This window comes from Micromonospora echinaurantiaca (genome assembly GCF_900090235.1).
Classification (GTDB): Bacteria; Actinomycetota; Actinomycetes; order Mycobacteriales; family Micromonosporaceae; genus Micromonospora; species Micromonospora echinaurantiaca.
Genome location: NZ_LT607750.1, coordinates 1,946,195 through 1,968,569, shown reverse-complemented (window position 1 = coordinate 1,968,569; position 22,375 = coordinate 1,946,195). Strand labels below are relative to the sequence as shown.

The window sequence follows — 22,375 nt, the reverse complement described above, 5'->3', positions numbered from 1 at the left end:
CCACCCTTCGTTCGCGACCGCGCGGCGCGCGCCCCCGGCGCACTCCTCGCGCTCACGGCCGCGCTCCGTCGACCACCCGCAGCTCGCCGAGGCAGGCCTCGCGCCAGCGCCGTTCCACCCGCGCCGCCGCTTGCGGCCAGCGGGGCCGGTCGAAGTCGAACACCAGGGTGAGGTCGCCGGCGTACAGCGGTGGCCCGTGCCGGACCAGCGCGTCGAGCGCGGACCGGAACGCGGCGTGCCGGGCGGTCAGCTCGGTCGGGTCGACGTCGAGCACGGCGGCGATCCGGGCCAGCCGCCAGTCGGCCGGCTCCGCGGCCAGCGCGCCGAAGACGCTCTCGTCGCCGGCCTCCACGGCGCCGGCGAGTTCCGCCTCACCGGGCAGGCCGAGGTCGGCCGGGTCCACCCCGAGCTCGCGGGTGAACAGGTACTCGCCGACCAGCTCGCCGGGCGCGCCGTCTGGCAGCGGCAGCCCGGCGACCACTGTCAGCCCGCTGACGGTCACGCCCGCCTCGCCGAGCTGCCGGGCCAGCTCCGCGGCCAGGACGCCGCCGAGGTCCCGCCCGGTCAGCTCCACCGGCCGGCCGCACAGCTCGGCGCGGAGCGCCGGGAGGTAGCCGGCGGCCCGCCGCTCCGGGTCCTCGGCCGCGGCGTCGCCGGGCAGCTCCAGCCGGACCGGCCCCTCGGGCGGTACCGGGAACGGCAGGGCGGGGGCCGCAGCGGGCCCGGTCGCCGGCTCGGCGGTGTCCCCGCCGGTGTCCCCGCCGGTGAGTCCGGCGGCGAGCGTACGCACCGTCGCGCCCTCCAGCAGGTCCCGCAGCAGGGTGTCGAAGAGCGCGCCGGAGGCGGCCGGCACGTCGTCCCGGATCCGGCCGACCAGCTGCGCCGCGAGCAGCGAGTCGCCGCCCAGGCTGAACAGGTCGTCGTCCCGGCCCACCCGTTCGACGTTGAGCACGTCGGCCCAGATCGCCGCGATGGCGGTCTCCAGCTCACCGCTGGGCTCGGCGGATCCGGCGCCGCGGGCGGCCGCCGCCCGGGGCAGCAGGGCGCGCAGGGCGGCCCGGTCCACCTTGTCGTTGGCGGTCAGCGGGATCGCGTCGAGCACCTCCAGCCGGCTGGGCAGCATGTACTCCGGCAGCCGCTCGGCGAGGTGCCGGCGCAGCGCCGCCGGGTCGACGTCGACCCGGTCGGGCTTGAACCGGGCGGCGAAGACGTGCATGCCGATCGCGTCCAGGGCGGCGTCGGTCGCGGAGAGCTGCACCGCCGGCGCGGCGCCGGCCGCGGCGAGCAGCTCCCGCCACTGCGGGGCGGAGATGAAGGTCTCGTCGCGCCCGGCCCGCACGTCGGCGAAGTCCCCGGCGGTGGCGTCGAAGAGGAACTCCATCGAGGTGAGGATCTGGTAGTTGTCCCGGGTGGTCTCGATGAACACCAGCCAGCCGCCGGGGCGCAGCAACTCCCGGAACCGGGCCAGCGCCTGGCCGGCGTCGCGGGCGTAGTGCAGCACGTTGGCGCAGAGGATCACGTCCACGCTGTTGGCCGTCATGCCCTGCGCGCGGAAGTCCACGTTGAGGTCGAAGAGGTGGTAGTCCACCCACGGGTAGTCGGCGAACCGCTCCCGGGCGCTGTTCAGGAAGAACTGGGAGACGTCGGTGAAGGCGTACCGCACCGGGTAACGGTCGAGGGCGGGGATCAGGTCGATGCTGGTGCCTCCGACGCCGGCGCCGACCTCCAGCACCCGCATCGGGCGGTCGTCCGGCCAGGCGGCGGCCAGGTCGCACATCGCCCGGACGACCAGCCGGTTGAGGCTGTGGCTGAGGAAGTTGCCCTGGTACGCCGACTCCTGGATGTCCAGCCGGCCCTGCGGGAAGAGCAGCTGCACCGGGTCGACCTCGTCGCGCATCAGCTCCGGCAGGTGGGCGCTGGCGGTGCGGAAGTAGCCGACCAGCTCGGTGCGCAGGCCGCCGGCGTCCTGCATCCGGTCGATCTCCTGCCAGGCGGCGCGCACGGTGTCCGCGTCGACGGTCAGGCTCTCCGGCGCCGGGCGCAGCCGGCCGGCCGGGTCGCGCCGGATCAACCCGTGCCGCTCCAGCGCGGCCAACCAGCGCCGGATCAGCCGCTGGTGCTTGGCGCCCACCCGGGCGGTGCGCATCACCTCGTCCACCGTGTGCCCCACCTCGGCCGAGGTGAACAGTCCCTGGTCGCGCAGCGCGCGGATCATCGCCAGCAGCGCTGTGTGGTCCAGCTGCCGGGCGAACCGGACGGCCTGCCCGCCGTCCTGCTCGGCGCGGATCGCGGCCAACTCCCGCACCGCCGAGGCGGCCAGGTCGAGCGGGTCGTCCGGGCCGTCGGCGCGGCGGGCCGGCTCCACGAAGGCGACCAGCCGCCGCTCCAGCGGGGCGTCGCCCTCGACCACCACCGCGGCGGCGCCGACCGGCGGGTACGACTGCGCCGCGGTCTCGATCTCGGCCAGCTCGATCCGGTGCCCCCGGATCTTCACCTGGAGGTCCTCCCGGCCGAGGAACTCGATGTCCCCGCCGGGTAGGTACCGGCCCAGGTCGCCGGTGCGGTAGAGCCGCTCGCCGGTGACCGGGTGCCGGACGAACCGCCGCGCGGTCAGCTCCGGGTCGCCGAGGTAGCCGTCCGCGACGCCGACCCCGCCGATGTACAGCTCGCCGACCGCCCAGTCCGGGCAGGGCCGCATCGCCTCGTCCAGCACGTGCATGGTCTGGTTGGTCAGCGGCCGCCCGTACGGGATGCTGGGCCACTCCGCCGGCACCTCGTCGATCGGGTATCCGATGGACCAGATCGACCCCTCGGTGGCGCCGCCCAGGCTGTGCAGCACCAGGCCGGGGATCAGGGCGCGGATCTGGTCGGGCAGCCGCACCGGGATCCAGTCGCCGGAGAGCATCGCCAGGCGTAGCGAGTCCAGCCCGGTGGTGTCCGCCACGGCCAGGTAGTCGGCGAGCATCTGCAACTGCGCCGGGACCGAGTTCCACAGGGTCACCCGGTGGGCGCGGATCAGCTCCGCCCAGTGCGACGGGTCGCCGCGCCGGTCGGCTGCGGGCAGCACCAGTGCCGCACCCACCGCCAGCGGGCCGAAGATGTCGTAGACGGACAGGTCGAAGGAGAGCCCGGCCAGGCCGAGCACCCGGTCGTCCGGCCCGACCGCGAACCGCCGGTTGATGTCCTCGACGGTGTTCACCGCGCCCCGGTGCGGGATGACCACGCCCTTGGGCCGGCCGGTGGAGCCGGAGGTGTAGATGACGTACGCGGTGTCCCGGTCGGTGACGCCGAGCGGCGCCGGCGGTTGGTCGGCGGGCAGAAGCCCGTCCACCGCGATCCGGTGCACCCCGGTGGGCAGGCCCTCGGCGTCGGCGGTGGTCACCGCGTACCGGGCGCCGGCGGCGTCCACCAGGGACTCCTTGCGGGCGACCGGGGCCCGGGTGTCCACCGGCAGGTAGGCGCCGCCGGCGAGCAGCACGCCGAGCACCGCCACGACCTGGTCGGGCCCCGGCGGCAGCAGCACCGCGACCAGGTCGCCGGGCGCGGCGCCCGCGGCGCGCAGCGCGTCGGCGACTGCCGCCGCCCGGGCCAGCAGCTCGCCGTAGCTCAGCGTGCGGTCCGCGCCGATCACCGCCGGCCGGTCCGGGGTACGCCGGCACTGCGCGACCACCCCGTCGTGCAGCAGCGCACCGGTGAGCGGGGCGGTGGTGTCGTTCACCTCGGCCCGCCGGGCCAACTGGTCGGCCGGCAGCTCCACCGGGTCCGCGTCGTCCCACCGCCGTCCCGCCGCGAGCTGGCGCACCAGCGTCTGGAACGCGCCGAACATCGCCTCGACCATGCCGTCGGGGAAGATGCCCTGGCGGACGTCCCAGTTGACCACCAGCCCGTCCGAGCGCTCCAGCGCCTGGCAGTCGATCCAGACCTGCGGGGTCTGGCTGATGCCGTAGCCGAAGCCGACCCGCTGCGGGCCGGACTCCCCGGCGGTGCCCAGCCCGAGCGCGCTGGTGAAGACCACCGGCATCAGCGCGGCGTCCTGGCCTCGGCGGCGGGCCACCTCGCGCAGCACCTCGACGCCGCTGACCAGCAGGTGGTCCATGTCCGCCCAGAGCTGCTGCTGCACCGCGCCGGCCCGCTCGCCGAAGCTGGCGCCGGCGTCGCCGTCGACCTCCAGCAGCACCGCCGAGGTGAAGTCGCCGACCAGCCGGTCGACCTGGGGGTGCAGGGGCAGGCGGCGGAGCATGGTCAGGTTGAGCAGGAACCGGCGCCCCTTGCTCCACCGCCCGATCACCTCGGCGTACGCGGCGAGCACCGCCACCGACGGGGTGACGCCCCGGTCGGCGGCGAGCCGCTTCAACCCCTCGTACGCCTCCGTGGGCAGGTGCAGCTGCCAGCGGCGGAACCGCACCCCGCCCGGCTCGGCGGGACGGTCGCCGAGCACCACCAGCTCCGGCGCCGGCGGCAGCGTGTCGATCCGGCGCCACCAGTACTCGCGGTCCTTGGCGTACCGGCGGGTGCCGCGCAGCTGCCGCTCGCCGAGCAGGTAGTCGCGGAAGGAGAGCTCCAGCGGGGGCAGCCGGTGCCCGGGGTCGTGGTAGCAGCGGGTGAACTCCTCCAGCAGCAACTGGATGCTGACGTAGTCGGCGACCAGGAAGTCGATCGACAGGTGCAGCACCGCGCGGTCGTCGGCGCGGGTGACCCGGACCTCGAACAGCGGCCAGCCGTCCGGCGGGTACACCCGGTGGTCCAGTTCGGCGCGGACCCCGTCGATCGCGGCGGCCACCGCGGCCGGGCCACGGCCGCGCAGGTCGAGCACCGGGACGACCAGCGGCGGCGGGTCCGGCACGATCCGCTGCGACCCGGCCGGGTCGATCCGGGCGCGGAGCATGTCGTGCCGGCGCACCAGCATCCGCCACACCTCGGCGACCCGGTCGCCGTCGAGGTCGGGGAAGGTCAGCTCGCCGTACGCGTGGCAGCCCACCCCGCTGTAGGCGAACGCGCTGCGCCGACCCAGCACGTAGGACATCTGGATGTCGGTGAGCGGGAACGGGTCGTGCCGCGCCGCCGGGTCGGGCTCCAGCCCGGCCGTCGGCGCCCCCTTGAGGTACGCCAGCAGCTCCGGGCGGCGGGCCCGCAGCGTCTCCCGGCGCTCCTCGGTGAGCACCCCGCGGGGCGCCCGGAAGCGCAGCTGGCCGTCCTCCTCCCACAGCTCTACGCCGTGCGCCTCCAGGGTGTCGACCAGCTCCGACACGGTGACCGCTGGCTCGATCACAGCACCCCCTCCTCGAAGGTCGCCCCGGCCTGGTCGAGCCGCGCCGCGACCACCCGGGCCTGCCCGGCCACCGAGGGCGCGCTCAACACCTCCCGCAGCGACATCTGCACGCCGAACCGCTGCCGGATCAGCTGGACCAACCGGGTGGCGAGCAGGCTGTCCCCGCCCGCGGCGAAGAAACTGGCGTCCCGGTCGACCACCGGGAGGTCGAGCAGGCCGCGCCAGAGCCCGGCCACCCCCTCCTCGGTCGGCCCGCGCGGCGGCTCCGCGACCGCCATGCCGGCCGCGCCGGCCAGCGCCGCGCCGACGGCGGCCCGGTCGACCTTGCCGTTCGGGCTCAATGGCAGCCGGGGCAGCATCGCCAGCTGCCGGGGCACCATGTAGTCGGGCAGCCGCGCGGCCAGGTGGGCGCGCAGGTCGTCCGGGTCCACCTGGCCGACGGTGGTCACCGCGGCGGCGAGCCGGCGGGTGCGCCCGCCGACCGCGCAGGCGATCGCGGCGGTCACCGCGGGGTGGCTCTCCAGCGCGGTTTCGATCTCGCCCAGCTCGATCCGGTGGCCGCGCACCTTCACCTGGTGGTCGACCCGGCCGAGGAACTCCAGCGTCCCGTCCGGCCAGTACCGGCCCAGGTCGCCGGTGCGGTACCAGCGTTCGCCGGCGTACTCGACGAACCGGGCGGCGGTGCGCTCCGGGTCACCGTGGTAGCAGAGGGCCACCCCGGCGCCGCCGATCCACAGCTCCCCGGGCACCCAGTCCGGCCGGTCCCCGCCGGGCCCGTCGACCACCCGGTAGCACTGGTTGCGCAGTGGAAAGCCGTACGGGATGGAGGTCCAGCCCGGCGGCACCTCGGTCACCTCGAAGGCGTTGGACCAGATCGCCGCCTCGGTGGCGCCGCCGAGCGCGACCAGCCGGCACCGGCCGGCGCCGGCCGCGGCGAGCCGCCCGGGCAGGTCCAACCCGACCCAGTCGCCGGAGACCAGGGCCAGCCGCAGCGCCGCCGGCAGGTCGCCGCCGGCCTCGGTGAGCAGCATGTCCAGCAGGGCCGGGACGCTGTTCCACAGGGTGACCCGGTGGGCGCGGGCCAGCCGGAGCCAGGCGGCCGGGTCGCGGCGCTCGTCCTCGGCCGGCAGCACCACGGTGCCGCCGGCCGCGAGCAGCCCGAACACGTCGTACACGGACAGGTCGAAGTCGAGCGCGGAGACGGCCAGCACCCGGTCGGCGGGGCCGACGCCGTACCGCTGGTTGACGTCCTCGACGGTGTTGACAGCGCTGGCGTGGGAGATCACCACGCCCTTCGGATCGCCCGTCGAGCCGGAGGTGTAGATGACGTAGGCCGGCTGGTGGGGCGGTACGGCCACCGGCTCGGCCGGGGCGTGCTCGCCGGCCCGGTCGAGGAAGGGCGCGTCGATCACGGTGCGGGCGCCGCTGTCGGCGACGATCCGGTCCCGGCGCAACTTCGGGTGGTCCACCCCGACCGGCACGTACGCCGCGCCGGCGGCCAGCACGCCGAGCACCGCGACCACCTGGCCGGGCCCCTTGGGCACGGTGACCGCCACCCGGTCGCCGGGGCGCACCCCGGCGGCGCGCAGCGCGGCGGCGACCCGCCGGGCCCGGTCGGCGAGTTCGCCGTAGCTGAGCACGCCGTCGTCGCCCCAGGTCAGCGCGGGCGCGTCCGGCCGGGTGGCCGCGACGGCGAGAAAGCCCTCGTGCAGCAGCCGGCCGGACTGCGGGCCGGCGGTGTCGTTGACCCGGCGGCGCACCGCCGCCTGGGCGTCCGGCAGCGGCACCCGGGCCTGTGCGTCCCAGTCGGCCGCCCCGGCCAGCCGGACCAGCAGGTCCCGGTACGCGGCGAACATCGCGTCCAGCACGCCGGGGCAGAACGCCTCGTCGACGGCGTCCCAGTTGAGCAGCAGTCCGCCGTCGTGCTCGGTGACCTGGTGGTCGAGCAGCACCTGCGGGGTCTGGGACAGCCCGGTGCGGTACTCGCCGAACGGGGTGCGCAGGTCGAAACGGTGTTCGGTGGCGTCCCGGACGCCGAGCGTGCTGGTGAACACCACCGGCATCAGCACCTCCGGCGCCCCGGTGCGGCGGGCCAGTTCACGCAGCACCGAGATGCCGGAGTAGGCGCTGTGCTCCATGTCGGACCAGACCTGCCGCTGCAACCGACGGGCCGCCGCGGCGAAGCTCTCCCCCGGTTCCGGGCGGTCGGCCACCAGCAGCAGCGAGGTGAAGTCGCCGACCACCCGGTGGATGTCGGGGTGCACCTCGGGCCGGTCGAAGAGGGTGAAGTTCAGGGTGAACTCCTCCGCGGCGCTCCACGCCCGCAGCACGGCGGCGAAGGCGGTGGCGACCACGGTGGAGCCGGTGATCCCGTGCCGCGCGGCCCGGTCGGTCAGCCGCCGCCAGTCGTCCGCGTCGAGCCGGCACTCGCGGCGGCTGAACCGGTGCCCGGAGAGCTGGGCCGGGTCCCGGGCCAGCGGCAGCTGCGGCGCCGGGGGCAGCTCGTCGATCCGCTTGAGCCAGTGGTCGCGGGCCGCCGCCCGGCGGGCCGGCTCGACCGGGTCGGCGAGCAGCACGTCCCGGAAGGAGACCCCGATCGGCGGCAGGACCGCCTCCGGCTCGGCGTAGAGGCGGGACAGCTCGGAGAAGACGATCATGATGCTGAGCGCGTCCAGCACCGCGAAGTCGAGGCTCACCCCGAGCCGGATGACGCCGTCGGCGGAGCGGACCGCCCGCAGGTCGAACAGCGGCCACGAGTCGGTGGCGAACACGTGGTGGGCCAGCTCGGCGCGCATCGCGGCGACCAGCGGCGCCGGGTCCGCCCCGGCGTCGGTCACCCGGATCCGTACCGGCGGCACCTCCGGCAGGACGCGCTGCCGGCCGTCGTCGTCGAAGACCGCCCGGAGCATCTCGTGCCGGTCCACCAGCCGGTTCCAGGCCGCCGCCAGCCGGTCGAGGTCGACGTCACGGCCCTCGAACTCCCAGTACCAGTGGGAGCCGACCCCGCCGAGGGTGAACTCCGGCCGGCGCCCCAGCCAGTAGGCGCGCTGCACCTCGGTGGCGTCGAACGGCTCGTGCCGGTGTTCCGCGTCCGCCCGGACCGCCACCCCGTTCAGGGGCGCCGGCCCGCCGGGGGTGAGGTGCCGGGCGAACTCCGCCAGTGTCGGCGTCGCGAAGAGCTGGGTCAGGCTGGCGTCGGCGTACCCGGCCTGGCGCAGCGCGGCGATCACCCGGGTGGCGAGCAGGCTGTTGCCGCCGAGGGTGAAGAAGCTGTCGGAGCGGCCGACGGCCCGGTTCTCCAGCAGCTGCGCCCAGATCGCGGCCACCCGGGTCTCGGTCTCGCCGCGCGGCGGCTCCGTCTCCTGCGGGGCGGGCCGGTCGGCGAGCAGGCCGGCGATCGCCGACCGGTCCACCTTCCCGTTGGCGTTCAGCGGCAACGCGGTCAGCAGGTCGACCTGCCGGGGCACCATGTGCTCGGGCAGCCGCCGGCGCAGGTGCGCCACCAGGTCGTCCACCGCGAGGTCGGCGTCCGCCGGCACCACCGCCAGGGCGAGCCGGCGCGGCTCGGTGACCACCAGCGCCACCGTCCGGGCCACCCCCGGATACGACCGTGCCGCCGCCTCCACCTCGCCCAGGTCGATCCGCTGGCCGAGCAGCTTCACCTGGAAGTCGGTCCGGCCGAGCAGCTCCAGCGTGCCGTCCGGGTGGTAGCGGCACAGGTCTCCGGTGCGGTACCAGCGCCCGCCGTCGTGCTCGACGAACCGCTCGGCGGTGCGGGCCGGGTCGCCCCGGTAGCCGCGGCCGACCCCGACGCCGCCGAGCCACAGCTCACCCGGCACCCAGTCCGGGCAGTCCCGGCCGCGGGCGTCGACCACCCGCACCCGCTGGTTGCGCAGCGGCGCGCCGTACGGCACCGAGCGCCAGTGTGCGGGCACCTCGGTCACCTCGTGCCAGGTGGAGTGGATGCCGACCTCCGTCGCCCCGCCGAGCGCCACCAGTCGGCAGCCCGGGGCGTGGGCGACGAGCCGGTCGCGCAGGTCCAGGCCGACCCAGTCGCCGCCCAGCAGGGCGAGCCGCAGGCTGCGCAGCTGGCCGGGCCGGGCGGCGGTGAGCAGCATGTCGAGCAGGGCGGGCACCCCGGTCCAGACGGTGACCCCGTGCCGGTCGACCAGTTCGGCCCAGCGCTGGGCGTCCCGGCGGGCCTCCTCCGGCGGCAGCACCAGGGCGCCGCCGGCCGACAGGTAGGCGAAGAGTTCGTACACCGACCAGTCGTGCTCCAGCGAGGTGACCGCGAAGCCCCGGTCGTCGGCCCCGACCCACCAGCGGTCGCCGATGTCCTCGATGGTGTTGGCCGCCGCCCGGTGGCTCATCTCCACGCCCTTCGGGGTGCCGGTGGAGCCGGACGTGTAGATGACGTACGCCAGCTCCTCCGGGTCGACCTCGACGGCGGGCAAGAGCGGCTCGGCGGTGGCCGCCTCCTCGACGGTCAGCGCCGTCGCCCCGGCCGGCCAGGCCAGCGCGGCCCGGGTGGCCGCGTCGGTGAGCACCAGCCGGATCCCGGCGTCGGCGTGGATGGCGGCCCGCCGGTCGGCCGGCTGGCCGGCGCCGACCGGGACGAACGCGCCGCCGGCGCGAAGCACGCCGAGCACCGCGGCGACCTGGTCCGGGCCGCGCGGCAGGGTCACCGCCACCGGTTCACCGGGACGGCAGCCCCGCCCCGCCAGCAGGCCGGCGATCCGGTCGGCCCGCTCGGCGAGCGCCCGGTAGCCGACCGTGGTGCCGTCGCCGGCGACCAGCGCTACCCGGTCGGGGTGGTCGCCGGCGTACCGGTAGAACGACTCGTGCAGCCGACGCTCCCGTTCCGGGCCGGCGGTGCGGTTCACCGCCGCCCGGCGCGCCGCCTGGTCGGCGGGGAGCAGGCTGGGCGTCGGCGCGGACCAGTCCCGCTCGGTGGCCAGCCAGTCGAGCAGCCGCAGGTACGCGTCGAACATCGCGTCCAGCACGCCGTCGCAGAACAGCTCGTCGACCGCGTCCCAGTTGAGCAGCAGCCCCCCGGCGTGCTCGGTGACCTGGTGGTCGAGCACCACCTGGGGAGCCTGCGAGATGTTCCAGCCGAGCGTGCCGAAGTGCTCGGTCACCGTGCGGTTGAACAGCTCGCCGAGGCCGAGCGCGCTGGTGAAGACCACCGGCGCGAGGGTCTGCGCGGCGCCGTCGCGGCGGGCCAGGTCGCGCAGCACCTCCAGCCCGGAGTACGCCGAGTGCGCGGCGTCCGCGGTGAACCGGGCCTGGGTCCGCCGGACCAGGTCCAGGAAGGAGCCGCCCGGCGCGGTGTGCACACCGAGGATCAGCAGGTTGCTGAAGTCGCCGACCAGCAGCCCCACGTCGGGGTGGATCGGCTCCCGGTCGAACAGCGGCACGTTGAGCAGGAAGTCCGGCTCCTCACTCCAGCCGGCGAGCACCTCGCTGAACGCGGCAGCGAACGTCATCGACAGGGTCACGCCCTGGTCCCGGGCCCGCTCGGCGAGCCGCGCCCAGCGGTCCGCGGAGAGCCAGTGGTGCCGGCGGGTGACCCGGTGCCGGGTGAGCTGCTCCGGCGCGACGGCCAGCGGCAGCCGGGGCGCCCGGGGCAGCTCCGGCAGCCGGTCGGCCCAGTACCGTTCGGCGTCCGCCCGACCGGGCACCGGCCGGGCCCGGCGGTCGGCCAGGTAGCGCGGGTAGCTGTAGCCGATGGCGGGCAGCTGCGCCGCCGGGTCGGCGTAGAGGGCGGCCAGGTCGTTGATGATGATCCGGAAACTGAGCGCGTCCGCGACCAGCATGTCGATGTTCAGGTGCAGCCGGGTACGCCCGGCCGGCAGCAGCGAGACGCCGACGTCGAAGACCTCGCCGCCGGCCACGTCGAAACGCCGGTGCGACAGCGCGTCCCGGGTCCGGGCCAGTTCCGCCTCCACCCGGGCCGGCGGCAGCTCCCGCAGGTCGTGGACGGTGAGGCCGGGCCAGCTCGGTTCGGGTTGGATCTGCTGGCGGCCGTCGCCGAGCACCCGGGCCCGCAGCATGCCGTGCCGGCGCAGCAGCGCCCGGGCGGCGGTCTCCAGCCGCCCCGGGTCGACCGCCGCGCCGTCGAGTTCGGCGTAGAAGTGGGTGGCCACCCCGCCGAGGGTCAGGTTCTCCGCCCGCCCCACCCAGTACGCGTGCTGCATGGTGGCCAGCGGGAAGGGCGCGCTCTCGTCCACCTCCACGTAAGCCGGGGCGGCCTTGGTGGCCGGCTCGGCCGGGGCGCTCTGCCGCTGTGCGATCAGGTCCTGCCACTGCGCGAAGGTGGGGCGGGCGAACAGGTCGGCGAACTTCACGTCCACGCCGGCGGCGCGCCACCGGGCGGCCAGCCGCATCACCTTCATCGAGTCCAGGCCGACCGCGATCAGGTCGCCGCCGGCCTCGTCCAGCGCGGTCTCCCCGCCCACCAGTTCGGCGATGTCGGCACGCATCCGGTCGGCGGTCAGCGGCGTCCCGGTCGCGGGCAGGGTGCTGTGACTGTCCATCGGTCTCCCCGGGGTGGAGGGGTCGGGCGGGGTCGGGACGGGTTCGCGGGGGTCAGGCGCTGTTCTCCGCCCGCTGGCGCAGGTGCTCGGCCACCGCGACCCACTCCTCGGCGATCGCGCAGGCCAGGTCGGCGATGGCGTACGCGCAGTGCGGCGCGATCGAGTGCACGACCGTCTCCCACCCGTCGGGTGAGGTGGCCCGCGCGTCGAGCCACCGCAGGAGGCTACGTCCGCTGTCGGTGAACCGGACAGACGGATCGCGACGCAGGTTGCGCAGGATCGTCTCCCGATCGCGTAGCGGCCCGCCCCGTACGCTCATCAGCCGGCGCAGCTCCCGCTCCGGGCTCGGCGGCTCCGGCCGGGGCCGGTTGCCGCGCTGGCGGGGCGGGATCGGGTCCTCGCCGCGGCGGATCCGTTCCCGCACGTCCCGGGCGGTGCCGGGCGAGATCCCGGCGCGCCGGGCCACCTCGCGCAGCGAGGCGTCGGGACGCAGCGCGAACAGCTCCCCGGCGCGGCGGCGGCCGTCCGCGCCGTTGACCGGGCGGACCCGGCCGTCCCGGCCGATCCGGCTGTGCAACTGCGGCTGGTCCACAGTTGCTCCCCGCCGGATGACGCCGACGGTCTTGGCGGAGAGGCCGGTCACGGCGGCGATCGCCCGGTCCGACCACTGTGGGTGGGACCGGAGGATGCGGGCCGCGGCCGCCTCCCGGTCGGCCAGCGAGAGCGGCAGCCCGTGGGCGATGTTGGTCTCGACGGCGATCACGAAGGCGGCGTCCTCACCGCCCTCGAAGAGCCGGCAGGCGATCTCCTCCTGGCCGCGCAGCACGGCCGCCCGCAGCCGGTGCATACCGTCGATGACCCGCAACGTCTGCCGGTGCACCAGGATCGGCGGCAGGTCGGCGTCGGAGTCGGCGAGCATCCGGACGTGCTGCACGTCCTCCCCGGAGAGCCGGGGCGAGTCCGCCGGCAGCAGCTTGCTGATCGGCAGCATGGTGACGGGGTGGTTCTCGGGCGATGGAGACGGCTTCGGGATCCGTGGCGGCTGCATGGGTCGCTTGGCCTCCGTCGCCGCGGACGAGGTGGGCATGAGCTGGTGTGCGGGCATCGACAAGGCACTCCCCCGAGTTGTCTGCAATGCAACTTCGCCTGCGCTTTGTCCGGTCCGTTCGACCAATTCGATCCGCCAATTGGCACAATGCGCTCCGAAATGGACAGGTTGCTGCTCAGCCCCCAACCGCAACATCCCGTCACGGAGCGCGGACACAAAGCTATGAACGGGAAGCCGCCCGCGCAATCGGCAGCACGTTCGACATCGACATCTGTTGGTTATCTGACGATGACGAACAGTCACATTTTCGGCCGATGACTTTTCTCGCCAGCGACCCGGTGGCCCACTATGTTGCTGCCCATGGCTCATCGGGAGGCGCCGGCATCCATCGGTCAACGTCTACTGTGGTTCCTGGAGCACTACCGCCCGGACACCGCGTCGCTGAACTGCCCCGTCGTGTGCAAGCTGCACGGCCCGCTCGACGTCACCGAGCTCCAGGTCGCCCTGGGCCGGCTGACCCGTCGGCACGAGGCGCTGCGGACCACGCTGGTACGCCGCGGCCGGGAGCTCGTCCAGCACATCCACGACGACCTGCCACCGCCGTTCGAGGTGGTGCCGCTGGCCGCCGAGCCGGACCGGCTCGACGCGGTGGTCGCCGAGGCCGTCGAGCGGGAGCTGCACACGCCGGTCGACGTCGGTCGGCACCCGCTGCGGGTCACCCTCTGGCGGCTCGGACCGGACGAGCACATGCTCTGCCTCAACATGCACCACCTGGTCTCGGACGCCTGGTCGTGCGGCATCGTGCTGCAGGACCTGATCCGGTTCCTGGACGCCGGGCCGGACGGCGACCCGGGGCTGCCCCCGGTGCAGTGGCAGTACCCGGACTTCGCCCGGTGGCAGCACGAGCAGCTGACCACCGGGGCGCTGAAGGTGCACCAGGACTACTGGATCCGGCAGCTGCGCGGCATGAAGCTGGTCGAACTGCCGCCGGCGGTGCCGGCCACCGACGGCGGCCGGCCCACCGGGATCGAGGTCGCCACCATCGACGCCGGCGTGTTCAACCGGCTCAAGGCGGTCGCCCGGGGCGAGCGGACCACCCCGTTCGCGGTGATGCTCTCGCTGTACTACCTGCTGTTGGCCCAGCGCACCGGGCAGACCGACATCTCCGTGGCGTCGCTGTTCGCGAACCGGTCGGTCAAGGGCGTCCAGACCACCGTCGGCTTCTTCGCGAACATGGTGGTGCTGCGCAACCAGGTCGATCCGGACGTTCCGTTCGTCGAGGTGGTCCGCCGGGTCCGGGGCACCGTCATCGACGGCTTCCTGCACGAGGGCATCCCGTACCAGATGCTGCCGCTGAACCTGCAGAACACCTCCGGCCGGGTCGACGACGTGGTGTTCCAGATGCTGCTCACCCCGCCGCCGGGCACCAAGGTGCAGGCCCGCGGCGTGGAGTTCGAGCTGTACACCCCGGACTCGCTGGGCAGCCGGTTCGGCCTGGAGCTGGGGCTGATCCCGCAGCACAGCGGCGCCTGCCAGGCGATGCTCTTCTACACCACCGACCGGTTCCAGCCGGCCTGGGCGGAGGAGTTCCTGGCGGACTACCTCACCCTGGCCCGGGCGGCGGCCGCCCGGCCCACGGAGCCGCTCAGCCTGACCCGGGTGTGACAGTGCTGCGCTACGACGAGGCCGAGGTCGCCGGGCTCGCCGACCCGTACCCGCACTACGCCGAGCTGCGCGCCGCCGGCCGGGTGGTGCCGGCCGGGCCGGGCGCCTGGGCGGTCACCCGGCACGCCGACGTCACCGCCCTGCTGACCGACCCGCGGCTCAGTCACGAGTTCCCCGACCTGGTCTACCGGCTCTCCGGCGAGCCCGACGAGCTGACCGACTTCTTCCGGGCCACCGTGCTCAACCGGGACCCGCCGCAGCACTCGACGCTGCGCCGGGCGATGGCCCGGACGGTCAATCCGCGTACCGTGGCGGCGCTGCGGCCACGGATCGTCGAGCTGGTCGGGGAGCTGTTCGCGGCGATGGCCGACGCGCCGGCGGCCGACCTGGTCGCCGACCTGGCCTACCCGCTGCCGGTCACGGTGGCGGCCGAACTGCTCGGCATCCCGGTGGCCGACCGGGCGGAGGCGCAGCCGCACGCCGTCGCGCTGGGGCGGATGTTCGGCTCCGGCGCTCCCACCGAGCAGGAGCGGGCGGACGCCGTCCGGGCGGTCGGCTGGCTGCGCGGCTACGTCGGCGGGCTGCTGCGCGAGCGGGCCGGCCGGGACGGCGACGACATGCTGTCGCACCTGCTCCGCGACGCCGAGGCGACCGGCACGATCAGCCGGGCGGAGCTGGTCGACAACGTCATCTTCCTGTTCTTCGCCGGCTTCGAGACCACCACCAACCTGCTCTCCACCGGCGGCGCGCTGCTGCTGCACCGCCCGGAGCTGCTGGACCGGTTGCGCCGGGACCTGGGCCTCGCGCCCGGCGCGGTGGAGGAGTTCCTCCGCTGGGACTGCCCGATCCACGCCACGTCCCGGGTGGTCCGCGAGCCGGTCACCGTCGGCGACCGGGTGATCCGGGCCCGCCGGGTGGTGGTGCTGCTGCTCGCCTCCGCCAACCGCGACGAGCGGCGGTTCCCCGAGCCGGACCGGATCGACCTGGCCCGCTCCCCCAACCCGCACCTGGCCTTCAGCTCCGGGCCGCACCACTGCCTGGGCGCCACCCTGGCCCGGGTCGAGGGCGCGGCGGTCTTCGGTCACCTCGCCACCCGGCTGCGCCGGTTCGAGGCCACCGGCCCCGCGCACCGCCGCACCGGACTGGGCTTCCGGGGCTACGACCGGATCCCGGTTCGGGTGGTGTGCAACTGAGGAGACGCGCCAGTCAGCCGGCGGCGAAGGTGACCGGCAGCTGCTTCAGGCCGTTCATGAAGTTCGACTCCAACCGGACCGCCGGGCCGGTGCGGCGCAGCCGGCGCAGGTGCGGCGCCAGCTCCTCGAAGAGCACGGCGGCCTCCACCCGGGCCAGGTGCGAGCCGAGGCAGAAGTGCGGCCCGACGCCGAACGCGATGTGCGGGTTGGGACTGCGATCCAACAGGAAGGTTTCCGGTCGGTCGAAGACCGACTCGTCCCGGTTGGCGGAGATGTAGTACAGCACCACCTTGTCCCCGGCCCGGATCCGTTGCCCGGCCAGCTCGGTGTCGACCACCGCGGTCCGGCGGAACTGCATGATCGGCGTCGTCCAGCGCAGCATCTCGTCCACCGCGGTCGGCACCAGGTCGGGTTGGCGGGCGAGCCGATCGGCCAGGTCGGGACGGTCGGCCAGCAGGTCGAGGCCGCCGGAGATCAGGTGCCGGGTGGTCTCGTTGCCGGCCACCACCAGCAGCAGCCACAGGTGGCAGTACTCGCTCTCGGTGAGCCGGCGGCCGTCCACCTCGGCGGTCACCAGCCGGCTCACCAGGTCGTCACCGGGGTCGCGCCGGCGGGCCTTCGCCGCGGTGAGGGCGTACCCGAACGCCTCGACGAAGGTCTGCTTGAACACCTCCACGTCCCCGCCGCCGAAGGCCGGGTCGTCGAAGCCGACCAGATTGTTGCTCCAGCGCAGGAAGAGCCCGCGGTCCTCGCGGGGGATGCCGAGCAGGTCGGCGAGGACCAGCAGCGGCAGCTCGGCGGCGACCTCGGCGACCGCGTCCACCGGCTGGCCGGCGGTGGCCCGCCGGACGATCTGCCGGGCGTGCTCGGCGATGGCCGCGCGCATGCCGCGTACCACCGGGGCGGTGAAGGCGGCGGTGACCACCCGGCGCAACCGGGTGTGCGCGGGCGGATCCATCCCGACCAGCAGCTGCCGGGAGCGCTCCAGGTCGGCCCGGGAGGTCGGATCGGCGAGGAACGCGCCGCGCTCGGCGGAGGAGAAGACCTCCGGGCGGCGCGACGCGGCGACCACCGCCACGTGCCCGGTGACCGCCCAGTAGCCGCCGACCCGCTGCACCACCGTGCCCCGGGCCGAGTGCCGCCGCAGCGGCACCTCGGCCACCCAACTGACCGGCGCCTCCCGGCGGCGGCGGGCGAACTCGGCGAACGGCGGACCGTCCAGATAGGTGGCCGGGTCGGCGAGGCTGCCGGTGACGGCGGCGGCCCGGGTCAGCTGCGGACTCACCGGACGGACACCTCCGGGCGCTGCCCGGCCCGGCGGTGCGGCGGCGCCGGGTCCGGCCGGTCGCCGTCCGGCCCGTCCGGCCCGGCCAGCAGGCCCCGGCGGCGCAGCGCCGGCATCACCCCCTCACCGAACCAGTACGCCTCCTCCAGGTGCGGCTGTCCGGACAGGATCAGGTGGTCCAGCCCCTGGGCGTGGTACTCGGCGATCCGGTCGGCCACCTCCTCGTGCGACCCGACCAGGGTGATCCCCGGCCCCTGGCGGACCAGGCCGTAACCCGCCCACACGTTCGGGTAGATCTCCAGCCGGTCGGTACGGCCACCGTGCAGCGCCGCCATCCGGCGCTGTCCCTCGGAGTCGCTGCGGCGGAACCGCTCCTGGGTCCGGGCCACCAGTGCCGGATCGAGGTTGGCCGTCATGGCGTCCGCCACCGCCCAGGCCTGCTCCGAGGTGTCCCGGCTGATCACGTGGAACCGGGTGCCGAAGGCGATCTCCCGCCCGGCCTCGGCGGCCAGCGCCCGCACCCCGGCCACCAGCGAGCCGGTCTGCGCGGGCAGTTCTGCCCAGGTGAGGAAGACGTCGGCCCGGCGCGCCGCGACCCGCTGCGCGGCGGCGGAGGAGCCGCCGAGGAAGATCGGCGGCGGGTCCGGCCGGCGCATCACCGTCGCACCGGCCACCCGGTAGTGCTCCCCGTCCAGGTCCACCGGCCCCGACCAGGCGCCGCGCAGCACGGCGAGGAACTCGTCGGCCCGCACGTACCGCTGGTCGTGGGCCAGCCAGTCGCCGTAACGGTGCTGCTCCTCCGGGTCGCCGCCGACCACCACGTTGAGCAGCAGGCGGCCGCCGGAGATCCGCTGGCAGGTGGCCGACATCTGGGCGGCCAGGGTCGGCGAGAGCAGCCCGGGGCGGAACGCGACCATGAAGCGCAGCCGGTCGGTGCGCTGGCTCAGCGCCGCCGCCACCAGCCACGGGTCCTCGCAGAAGATCCCGAACGGCACCAGCGCGCCGGCGAAGCCCAGCCGGTCGACGGCGCCGGCCACCTGGGCCAGGTAGTCGATGTCGGGGTCCCGGCGGAGCGTGGCCACGCCGGGTGGCCCGCCGGCGCGCGGCTTCGCCACCTCCCGACCGTCGCCGTGGGCGGGGATGAACCAGTAGAGCTGCAGAGACATGGCGCCCCCCGGGTGAGCGAACGGGCACGCACCGTTCAGCGCGATCGTCCGGAACCCTCACATCCGTCGGTCCGCGCCGTCAACGCGGCCGGTTCCAGCACGAGCACCGGCTTGACCACGGCACCGGCGAGCAGATCGGTGAGCGCCGCCTCCGGATCGTCGGACGGCCGGAAGGCGACCAGTTCGGGGAAGGGGAACCGGCTCTGCTCGGCCAGCCGCAGCAGCGCCGGCACCAGCTCCTCGGGGCGCCCGTCGCCGCCCAGCGAGCCCTGGATCCGCTTGCCGCGCAGCATGGTCTGCTGGTCCACGGCGAACGTCTCGCCCGGCCGGGCGGCCCCGACCAGGCAGCACGTCCCCGGCATGCCGGTCGCGTCGACAGCCTGCCGGACCACCCGGGGATCCCCGGTGCATTCCACCGTGACGTCGGCCGGCCCGTCGCAGCGCTCCCGGACGGCCCGGGCCACGTTGCGGACCCCGGTCACGTCGACGGTGTGCGTGGCGCCGTACCGGCGGGCCAGGGCCAGCCGGGCGGGATCGCGGTCGACGGCCACGATGGTGGTGGCCGCCGTGCACCGGGCGGCCATCACGGCGGCCAGCCCCACCGCGCCGACGCCGAACACCGCCACCGACGCGCCGGGCTCCGGGCGGGCCGCGTAGAGCACCGCCCCGGCGCCGGCGCTGATCCCGCAGCCCAGCGCGGCGACCGCGGCCAGCGGCAGGCTGGTGCGGACCGGCACCAGCGCCGAAGCCGGCAGCACCGCGTGGCTGGCGAACGAGGACTGGCCGAAGAAGCGCCCGGCCACCGGGGTGCCGTCGGCGCGGCGGAACACCGCGCCCCCGTCCGGGCGGCGCCCGCCGAAGAGCAGCCCGGGCAGGTCGGCGCAGTACCGTGGCCGGCCGCCCCGGCAGTGCCGGCAGCGGCCGCAGGCCGGCCAGCCGAGCAGCACGGCCTCGCCGACCGCAGGCGACCGGACGCCCGGTCCCACGTCGAGCACCCGGCCGACGCCCTCGTGCCCGAGCACCCCGGGCAGCGGGAAGGCGGAACGGCCGGAGCGGGCGTCGGCGTCGGTGCGGCAGACCCCGGAGGCGACGACCCGGACCAGGACCTCGCCCGGTCCCGGGCCGTCGAGGCGCAGCTCCTCCAGGCGCAGCGGGTGGTCGGGAGCGGGTGCCACCGCGGCGGTCACCCGCATCGTCGCCGCCTCCGCCCGACCGCCACGACGCGAGGATAGGGGCCTGGCCGCCCGGGCGGCACCGGGTGCGCGGTCGCGCAATCCGAGCGCGTTGTCCCCGCTCCGCGACGGGACATAGCCTCGACAGCCACTGTCAGAGGCCGACCGGTCAGGGGATGCTCATGCAACCGGCGATTGTCGACCGTATCGAGGACATGTACGTCAAGCACCAGGCCGACCCGTACCCGGTGTACCGGGAGTGGCGGGACAAGGGCCCGGTCGTGGTGGACGCGGACGGGAAGGTCATCGTCCTGGGCCACGACGACGCCAAGGCCGCGCTGGCCGATCCCGCCGTCAGCGTCGACCCGCGGGACAGCCGCTGGTACCAGCAGCGGGCCGCGGCCGGCGAGGTCAGCGCCGAGGAGGAGCAGCGGTACGCCGACGCTCCGTTCATCGAACTGAATCCGCCCGAGCACACCCGGCACCGGCTGCTGGTCGGGCAGGCGTTCGCGGCCCACGCCGCCCGGGCCGCGGAGCCCACCGCTCAGGTGGTGGACGCCCTGCTGGACCGGCTCGCCGGCGGCACCGGGTGCGACGTGGTACGGGAGTACGCCTACGCGATCCCGATCCGGGTACTGTGCGCGCTGTTCGGCATCGCCGACGAGGACGACCGGCAGCGGGTGCAGGACTGGTCGCATTTCATCTCCCGCTCGATGGACCCGTCCAACCCGGTGGACCCGGCCGAGGTGGACCGGGTCTCCGGTGAGCTGCGCGGCTACCTGGAGCGGCTGGTCGACGCCCGGGCCGCCGAGCCCGGGGACGACGTGGTCAGCGCCATGCTGGCCAGCCGCGGCGGCGACCAGCGGCTCACCCGGGCCGAGGCGGTCAACGGCCTGTGGCTGCTGGTCGTCTCCGGGCACGAGACCACCAGCAGCCTGATCGCCAGCGGGCTCTACAGCCTGCTCACCGAGCCGGCGTTGGCCGACCGGATGCGGGCCGAGCCGGAGAAGATGCCCGGCCTGGTGGACGAGTTGCTGCGGCTGACCCCGCTGGTGCAGTGCCTGTGGCGGCACGTCAAGCAGGACACCACCCTGCCGAGCGGGGCGCGGCTACGCGCCGGCGACAGCATGGTGATCGTGCTGGCGCAGGCGAACCGGGATCCGGAGCGGTTCGCCGACCCCGACCGACTCGACCCGGACCGCACCGAGCAGCACGTGAGCTTCGGCGCCGGGCCGCACTACTGCCTCGGCGCCACGCTGGGCCGGCTGCAGGCGAATCTGGCCCTGTCGGCCTTCCTGCGCCGGGTGGTGGCGCCCGAGCTGGCCGCCGAGCCGCCGGGCACGCCGCGGGCGCTGGGCGGGCTCACCTCGCTGCCGATCCGGTACGAGCGGGTGCAACCGGCCGACTGACCGCGGGTACCCCGATAGGGCGGGGCGGCCGACGCCGCCCCGCCCTTCTCGTGCCGGTCAGTAGCGGTAGTAGTCGGCCTTGTACGGCCCCTCCACCGGCACGCCGAGGTAGGCGGCCTGTTCCTTGGTGAGCTGGGTGAGTTTGGCGCCGAGGGCGTCCAGGTGCAGGCGGGCGACCTTCTCGTCGAGGTGCTTGGGCAGCACGTACACGCCGATCGGGTACTCGTCGGTCTTGGTGTACAGCTCGATCTGGGCGATGGTCTGGTTGGCGAACGAGTTCGACATCACGAAGCTCGGGTGACCAGTGGCGTTGCCCAGGTTCAGCAGCCGCCCCTCGGACAGCACGATGATCGCGTGCCCGTCATCGAAGCGCCAGAGGTCGACCTGCGGCTTGATGTTCTCCCGGGTCACGTCCGACCGCTTGGCCAACCCGGCCATGTCGATCTCGTTGTCGAAGTGCCCGATGTTACCCACGATCGCCTGGTGCTTCATCCGCGCCATGTGCTCGTTGGTGATCACGTCATAGCAACCGGTCGCGGTGATGAAGATGTCCGCCTGCTCCACCACGTCGTCCAGGGTGGCCACCTGGTAGCCGTCCATCGCCGCCTGCAGAGCACAGATCGGGTCGACCTCGGTCACCACCACCCGGGCACCCTGACCCCGCAGCGACTCCGCGCAGCCCTTACCCACATCGCCGTAGCCCATCACCACGGCCATCTTCCCGCCGATCAGCACGTCGGTGGCCCGGTTGATGCCGTCGATCAGCGAGTGCCGACACCCGTACTTGTTGTCGAACTTGCTCTTCGTCACCGAGTCGTTGACGTTGATCGCCGGGAACAGCAACGTGCCCGCCCGGTGCATCTCATACAGCCGGTGCACACCGGTCGTGGTCTCCTCCGTCACCCCCTTGATCCCAGCGGCGATCCGGGTCCACCGCTGACCATCCTCGGCCAGGGAGCGGTGCAGCAGACCGAGGATGACCGCGAACTCCTCCGAATCCGCCGACTCCACCGGCGGCACCACACCGGCCTTCTCGTACTCCGCACCCTTGTGCACCAGCAGCGTGGCGTCACCACCGTCGTCGAGGATCATGTTCGGACCCTGACCATCCGGCCACGTCAACACCTGCTCGGTGCACCACCAGTACTCCTCCAGCGACTCGCCCTTCCAGGCGTACACCGGCACACCGGCGGGGGCCTCGGGGGTGCCGTCCGGGCCGACCACGATCGCCGCGGCCGCGCGGTCCTGGGTGGAGAAGATGTTGCACGACGCCCACCGCACCTGCGCACCGAGAGCGACCAGCGTCTCGATCAGCACGGCGGTCTGGATGGTCATGTGCAGCGAACCCGTGATCCGAGCGCCAGCCAGCGGCTGCGCCTCGGCGAACTCACGACGAATCGCCATCAGACCCGGCATCTCGTGCTCGGCAAGCCGGATCTCCTTGCGCCCGAACTCGGCGAGCGACAGATCCGCCACCTTGAAGTCCCGGCCGGGACCGGTGGGATCGGCGGCGACGGTCAACGGTTGTGTCGTGGTCATGGACTCTCCGAATCGGACGGTGGACACGCAACGGTGCCCCACCGTAACGCCGGGTCGCCCCGCCGGTCGTCCGGCGAAATTCCACGCTTGAAC

At 74.6% G+C, this 22,375-nt stretch carries 10 protein-coding genes; 3 read left to right on the top strand and 7 right to left on the bottom strand.

From position 1 onward, the window contains the following. Window positions 1–52 precede the first annotated feature (52 nt). Genes GA0070609_RS08930 through GA0070609_RS08920 form a run of 3 tightly spaced genes read right to left on the bottom strand, consistent with a single transcriptional unit; the run spans window position 53 to window position 12,796 of the window. The gene (locus tag GA0070609_RS08930) at window positions 53–5,269 is read right to left on the bottom strand and encodes a non-ribosomal peptide synthetase (RefSeq protein WP_088993378.1); all 5,217 of its coding nucleotides are present in this window, start codon (window positions 5,267–5,269) and stop codon (window positions 53–55) included. Further along, on the bottom strand, window positions 5,266–11,805 hold the full coding sequence (locus tag GA0070609_RS08925; RefSeq protein ID WP_088993377.1) for a non-ribosomal peptide synthetase: 6,540 nt from the start codon (window positions 11,803–11,805) through the stop codon (window positions 5,266–5,268). The genes GA0070609_RS08930 and GA0070609_RS08925 overlap by 4 nt, the downstream gene beginning before the upstream one ends. 52 nt (window positions 11,806–11,857) lie before the next feature. Then, entirely contained in the window at window positions 11,858–12,796 is a 939-nt protein-coding gene (locus tag GA0070609_RS08920) for a ParB/RepB/Spo0J family partition protein (protein WP_197700238.1), read from the bottom strand. Window positions 12,797–13,213: 417 nt separating this feature from the next. Here GA0070609_RS08920 and GA0070609_RS08915 point away from each other — a divergent pair, with 417 nt between their 5' ends. Both GA0070609_RS08915 and GA0070609_RS08910 read left to right on the top strand, forming a co-directional pair. After that, the gene (locus GA0070609_RS08915; protein ID WP_157748088.1) at window positions 13,214–14,518 is read left to right on the top strand and encodes a condensation domain-containing protein; all 1,305 of its coding nucleotides are present in this window, start codon (window positions 13,214–13,216) and stop codon (window positions 14,516–14,518) included. Beyond that, window positions 14,515–15,711 carry a cytochrome P450 gene (locus tag GA0070609_RS08910; RefSeq protein WP_088993375.1) on the top strand — a complete coding sequence of 399 codons (1,197 nt, stop codon included), beginning with the start codon at window positions 14,515–14,517 and terminating at the stop codon, window positions 15,709–15,711. Before GA0070609_RS08915 ends, GA0070609_RS08910 begins: the two co-directional genes overlap by 4 nt. A gap of 13 nt (window positions 15,712–15,724) precedes the next feature. On the opposite strand, the gene GA0070609_RS08905 is transcribed toward GA0070609_RS08910, so the two are convergent. The 3 genes from GA0070609_RS08905 to GA0070609_RS08895 are packed head-to-tail and all read right to left on the bottom strand — an operon-like array spanning window position 15,725 to window position 19,355. Continuing rightward, window positions 15,725–16,996, bottom strand: coding sequence for a cytochrome P450 (locus GA0070609_RS08905; RefSeq protein WP_231928592.1), 1,272 nt, complete (start codon window positions 16,994–16,996; stop codon window positions 15,725–15,727). Continuing rightward, on the bottom strand, window positions 16,993–18,162 hold the full coding sequence (locus GA0070609_RS08900) for an LLM class flavin-dependent oxidoreductase (protein WP_088993374.1): 1,170 nt from the start codon (window positions 18,160–18,162) through the stop codon (window positions 16,993–16,995). The genes GA0070609_RS08905 and GA0070609_RS08900 overlap by 4 nt, the downstream gene beginning before the upstream one ends. A gap of 35 nt (window positions 18,163–18,197) precedes the next feature. Then, a complete protein-coding gene (locus GA0070609_RS08895) occupies window positions 18,198–19,355 on the bottom strand; it encodes an NAD(P)-dependent alcohol dehydrogenase (protein ID WP_088993373.1) in 1,158 nt (385 codons plus the stop codon). Between the two features lie 161 nt (window positions 19,356–19,516). Here GA0070609_RS08895 and GA0070609_RS08890 point away from each other — a divergent pair, with 161 nt between their 5' ends. Further along, complete coding sequence (locus tag GA0070609_RS08890; protein ID WP_157748087.1) at window positions 19,517–20,743, top strand: cytochrome P450; 1,227 nt, start codon at window positions 19,517–19,519, stop codon at window positions 20,741–20,743. A gap of 57 nt (window positions 20,744–20,800) precedes the next feature. On the opposite strand, the gene ahcY is transcribed toward GA0070609_RS08890, so the two are convergent. Further along, window positions 20,801–22,282, bottom strand: a complete 1,482-nt coding sequence (gene ahcY / locus GA0070609_RS08885; RefSeq protein WP_088993371.1) for an adenosylhomocysteinase — start codon at window positions 22,280–22,282, stop codon at window positions 20,801–20,803. Window positions 22,283–22,375: the final 93 nt, after the last annotated feature.

What these genes read in the sequence shown, in the direction of transcription:
- GA0070609_RS08925 (WP_088993377.1), bottom strand. Translation starts at nt 11,805, where the DNA reads ATGGACAGTCACAGCACCCTGCCCGCGACCGGGACGCCGCTGACCGCC.
- GA0070609_RS08920 (WP_197700238.1), bottom strand. Translation starts at nt 12,796, where the DNA reads ATGCTGCCGATCAGCAAGCTGCTGCCGGCGGACTCGCCCCGGCTCTCC.
- GA0070609_RS08915 (WP_157748088.1), top strand. Translation starts at nt 13,214, where the DNA reads ATGGCTCATCGGGAGGCGCCGGCATCCATCGGTCAACGTCTACTGTGG.
- GA0070609_RS08900 (WP_088993374.1), bottom strand. Translation starts at nt 18,162, where the DNA reads ATGTCTCTGCAGCTCTACTGGTTCATCCCCGCCCACGGCGACGGTCGG.
- GA0070609_RS08895 (WP_088993373.1), bottom strand. Translation starts at nt 19,355, where the DNA reads ATGCGGGTGACCGCCGCGGTGGCACCCGCTCCCGACCACCCGCTGCGC.
- GA0070609_RS08890 (WP_157748087.1), top strand. Translation starts at nt 19,517, where the DNA reads ATGCAACCGGCGATTGTCGACCGTATCGAGGACATGTACGTCAAGCAC.
- ahcY (WP_088993371.1), bottom strand. Translation starts at nt 22,282, where the DNA reads ATGACCACGACACAACCGTTGACCGTCGCCGCCGATCCCACCGGTCCC.